General features: G+C 68.6%; 5 protein-coding genes and 4 tRNA genes. All 9 read right to left on the bottom strand.

Features of this window, described 5'->3' with window-relative positions:
• Positions 1–298, bottom strand: a 298-nt coding sequence (locus HG543_RS52030; RefSeq protein ID WP_246357120.1) for a GTP-binding protein, incomplete at its 3' end; no start/stop codon positions are given.
• Positions 299–314: 16 nt separating this feature from the next.
• A tRNA-Thr gene (locus HG543_RS52025) sits at positions 315–390 on the bottom strand.
• 26 nt (positions 391–416) lie between these two features.
• Positions 417–492: transfer RNA gene (locus tag HG543_RS52020), tRNA-Gly, on the bottom strand.
• A 9-nt stretch (positions 493–501) separates the two neighbouring features.
• A tRNA-Tyr gene (locus tag HG543_RS52015) sits at positions 502–584 on the bottom strand.
• 69 nt (positions 585–653) lie between these two features.
• Positions 654–726, bottom strand: a tRNA-Thr gene (locus HG543_RS52010).
• A gap of 138 nt (positions 727–864) precedes the next feature.
• Positions 865–1,836, bottom strand: coding sequence for a 23S rRNA (guanosine(2251)-2'-O)-methyltransferase RlmB (gene rlmB / locus HG543_RS52005; protein WP_169352425.1), 972 nt, complete (start codon positions 1,834–1,836; stop codon positions 865–867).
• Positions 1,837–2,286, bottom strand: a complete 450-nt coding sequence (locus HG543_RS52000; protein ID WP_169352424.1) for a hypothetical protein — start codon at positions 2,284–2,286, stop codon at positions 1,837–1,839.
• A 64-nt stretch (positions 2,287–2,350) separates the two neighbouring features.
• A complete protein-coding gene (locus HG543_RS51995; protein WP_169352423.1) occupies positions 2,351–3,352 on the bottom strand; it encodes an ATP-grasp domain-containing protein in 1,002 nt (333 codons plus the stop codon).
• A gap of 280 nt (positions 3,353–3,632) precedes the next feature.
• Positions 3,633–4,025, bottom strand: coding sequence for a DsrE family protein (locus HG543_RS51990; RefSeq protein ID WP_169352422.1), 393 nt, complete (start codon positions 4,023–4,025; stop codon positions 3,633–3,635).
• Positions 4,026–4,126 lie beyond the last annotated feature (101 nt).

The raw sequence follows: 4,126 nt of genomic DNA, 5'->3' as shown, positions 1-4,126 counted from the left end.
CCATCTGCGCCGCGCCCGTGATCATGTTCTTCACGTAGTCGGCGTGGCCCGGGCAGTCGACGTGCGCGTAGTGACGGTTCTTCGTCTGGTACTCCACGTGCGCGGTGGAGATGGTGATGCCGCGCTCGCGCTCTTCCGGCGCCTTGTCGATCTGGTCGTACGCCATGAACGTGGCGCCACCGGACTTCGCGAGCACCTTGGTGATGGCGGCGGTCAGCGACGTCTTGCCGTGGTCCACGTGTCCGATCGTGCCGATGTTCACGTGGGGCTTGCTACGGTCGAACTTCTCCTTGGCCATGACACTCCTCGAAAAATGGAGCCCTGAACCAGGATTGAACTGGTGACCTCATCCTTACCAAGGATGCGCTCTGCCAACTGAGCTATCAGGGCTTGGCGATGCTGTGGACTACAACGGTTGGAGCGGGAAATGGGACTCGAACCCACGACATTCAGCTTGGAAGGCTGACGCTCTACCAACTGAGCTATTCCCGCATTGCCGAGTGGAGGGAGGTGGATTCGAACCACCGAAGGCGTGAACCGGCAGATTTACAGTCTGCTCCCTTTGGCCGCTTGGGTATCCCTCCGTATTCTGTTTTCACCTACCACATCTGGACTGCTTGTCTCGGGCCCTCGTCCGCGGCCCCATCCTGCTTGGCCGGCGGCGGGACTTGAACCCGCGACCTACTGATTACAAATCAGTTGCTCTACCGACTGAGCTACACCGGCACTCATCCGGCTACTGCTCGCTACCAACTCTCGGCTTCGACTTCAACGGCTTCGTTGACCACCCGCTGCCGCCTTGAGAGGGGCGCCCTTTTAGAAGTCCCCTTCCCCCAAGTCAAGGACATTGATCCTGGCTGGCGGCTACCGGACGGGAGTGCTCCCCCGCTGGCGGGCGACCTCATATAGCAGAATGCCGGCCGAAACGGACGCATTCAGTGAACTGACCTGACCGGCCATCGGAATCCTGAGGCGGAAGTCGCAGTGCTTCAGGACACCTTCCCGGACGCCTGCCCCCTCGGCCCCCACCACCAGGGCCAGGGGCCCGTCGAGCCGGGCGCTCCACATGGGCTCCTTGGCGTCCACGTCCGCCGCCGCCACCCACACGCCGGCTTCCTTCAACTCCTCCAGGGCCCGGGAGACGTTCACCACGCGGGCGATGAGGGTGTGCTCCACCGCCCCCGCCGACGCCTTGGCCACCGTCCCCGTCACCTGCACCGCCCGGTCCTTGGCAATGACCACGCCGTGCGCGCCCAGGGCGTTCGCCGAGCGGATGATGGCGCCGAGGTTGTGCGGGTCCTGGATGCCGTCGAGCACCACCACCAGGGGCGGCTGGCCGCTGGCCTTCGCGGCGGCCAGCACGTCCGACACCTCCACGTACCGGAAGCCCCGCAGCTCCACCACCACGCCCTGATGCACGCCGCCCTCGGCCATGGAGGCCATGCGCTCGCGGGTCACCTTCTCCACCCGGATGCCGGCGTCGCGCGCCCGGCTGAGCAGCTCACCCGCCGCTCGGGCGCCCAGCTGCCCCTCCACCAGGTAGAGCCGGTCGACCTCCTCGGGCTTCGCCCGCAGGGCCTCGAGGACCGGGTTCACCCCGTAGACGAAACGCTGGGAGGAATCCCCGCCGCCCCGCCGCTCTTCGCGCTCGCCGCCGCGGAACTCCTCCCGCTCGCTGGCCCGGCGCTCGCCGCGCTCGCCACCGCCGCGCTCACGGCGCTCGCCACCGCTGCGCTCACGGCGCTCGCCGCCGCGCTCGCCACCACCGCGCTCACGGCGCTCGCCACCGCCGCGCGTTTCGCCACGGCTCTTGGAAGGACGCTCTCGGGCCGCCACTTAGAGAACCTCGACGGGAAGGGAGAACGTCTTCTGCTGGCGGGCGCAGATCTTCTCCGTGCAGATGAAGAAGGTCAGCTTCGCGTCCACGGTGCCCTTCCCCGCCGAGGCGGTGGTGAAGGGGACCTCGAAGCGCGGGTCGACGAACTCCTGGCCCGCGGCCTTCTTCGACACCGAGTCCTCGCGGCCCAGCTTCTCCTTCGCGGGCGTCAGCTGGGTGCCCTTCACGTCCAGCTTCAGGGGGGCCTCCTCGGACACGTGGGCGCCCTCCTTCGTCTTGATGGAGAGCACGAACACGCCCTTCTCCCCCGCCTTCACCTGGGTGGAGGTCCCCTCGGTGCTCACCTCATAGAGAGAGGTGGGGTCCACCTCGTTGGCGAGCGCCGGGGCCGTCCAGGCCAGGGCCGCCAGCACGGTGGCCACGGAAGTGAAGCGGGAGATGCGCAGCATGGATGTCCTCCTGGAAACGGATGTTCCGTATCACGCCCCGGGACGTTGGGGGCCGCCTTTCTCTTCAACCCCCGCCCACACCCGCCTTCGTCGCGCGTCCGTTCCCCTTCCGCCCGGAGGCCGAGGCCGGGGGCGCGGGGGGCACCGGAAGAGGCGCCGGAGGGGTCAGGTCCGGGACGGACACCCGGGGCGCGCCGGCCACCAGCGCCTCCGCGCGGGAGATGATGAGGGTGGCCAGGTCCATGCCGGTGGCCGCCTCCATCTCCGGAAGCGCGGGAGAGCTGTTCACCTCGAACACCTTGGGCTGGCCCTGCACGTCCAGCATGTCCACCGCCGCCACCTCCAGCCCCACCAGCCGGGTGGCCTTCTCCGCGGTGGCGCGCTGGCCGGGAGACAGGTCGATGGCCTCCAGCCGCGCCCCCTTGTTGAGGGTGTGCGCCAGACGCCCGGGCCGTGGCCTGCGGCGCACCGCCGCCACCGCCTCTCCGCCCACCACGAGCACCCGCACGTCCTGGCCGGAGCTCTTCACGTACTCCTGCATGACGAGGTTGTGCCCCAGGCCCAGCACCGCCTCGAGCGCGGCCTCCAGGGACTGGAGGCTCTCGCACACCATGACGCCGTGCTTCTCCTGCCCCTGCAGCAGCTTCACCAGCACGGGCACGCCGCCCACCAGGCCCACCATCTCCTTGAGGTGGGCCGCATCACGCGCCATCACCGTGGCCGGGATGCCGATACCGTGCGCGGACAGCAGCTGCAGCGAGCGCATCTTGTTGCGCGACTGGGCAATGGCCTGCGCGTGATTCACCAGCGCCACGCGCGCCAGCGCGAACTGGTTCACCACCGCCAGGCCATAGGTGTTGATGGACTGGGCGATGCGCGGGATGACGACGTCCGTGGGCGCCAGCTTCTTGCGGTCGTAGTAGAGGGTGGCGCTGCCCCCGTCCAAGTGCATCTGCACCCGGAGCGGGTTGAGCACCCTCATCTGGTGGCCCCGCGCGCGGCCCACCTCGACGAGACGCCGGGTGGACGGAATGGAGGCGGAGCGCGAGAGGAGGGTGGCTTTCATGGGGGTGCGACCCGACCGGGGAGCGACGGACCTATAATCCTCGCTCCGCGCCGGGTAAAGCCGCCCCGCGAGCCGCCAGTCTAGCGCTGGCGGATTGCCCGCACCTCGATGTCCACTGGCGAGGGCGACTCGATGCCCTGGCAGGTGGCGCACCTGAAGCGCGCGCCCCGTTCGCGTTCACGTTCAGGTCCCACGTGTCGTCACCCGACGGGATGCGCTCACCCTCGAGGGTAGACGTCGTGGACGACATCCTCATCCGACCGGAGGGCAGGCGGGCGGGCTACAGCGTGAGCGTGCGTGCTCCCTGGGTCAGCCGCCACAACGAGGCAAGCCCCATCACCTCGTCCAACGTGCGCTCCAGCGCTTCCGGAGCAAAGCCGCAGATGCGCACCGTGGTGTCACAGGCGATGAGCTTCGCGCCCAGGGCTCGCGCCTCCTCCAGCATGCGTGCTGGAGGCGGGACTCCCAGTGCTTCCGCCCGCGCGAACTCCTCGCGCTCACGCTCACCGTGTGGCAGGCCGAAGCCTCCGCTCACGAGCTGCCGCAGCGCATCGAAGGCGAAGACGAAGTACACCTCGTCGCCCATCGCCGCCGCGGTGATACCCATGGAGGCGGCCTGGAACGCCGGCTCATACGTAGCGTGCTGGAGGAAGAAGAAGACGCGTCCGGCCATGGCGGCACCACCCTACCGGGGTTCGAGTCCGGAGGGGTATCCGGCGTATAACCCTGGAAGTCCCCCCGTTCCAGGGAGCCCCCATGACCTCATCCCTGCCC

Origin of the sequence: Pyxidicoccus fallax (genome assembly GCF_012933655.1) — a bacterium.
In the GTDB taxonomy this organism is placed as follows: Bacteria; Myxococcota; Myxococcia; order Myxococcales; family Myxococcaceae; genus Myxococcus; species Myxococcus fallax.
The sequence above is the reverse complement of the archived record's forward strand: the minus strand, read 5'-3'. Positions and strand labels throughout refer to the sequence as shown.

Bases quoted from the DNA above. Each gene is read 5' to 3' on its own strand.
- HG543_RS52000 (WP_169352424.1), bottom strand. From the start codon at position 2,286: ATGCTGCGCATCTCCCGCTTCACTTCCGTGGCCACCGTGCTGGCGGCC.
- HG543_RS51995 (WP_169352423.1), bottom strand. From the start codon at position 3,352: ATGAAAGCCACCCTCCTCTCGCGCTCCGCCTCCATTCCGTCCACCCGG.
- HG543_RS51990 (WP_169352422.1), bottom strand. From the start codon at position 4,025: ATGGCCGGACGCGTCTTCTTCTTCCTCCAGCACGCTACGTATGAGCCG.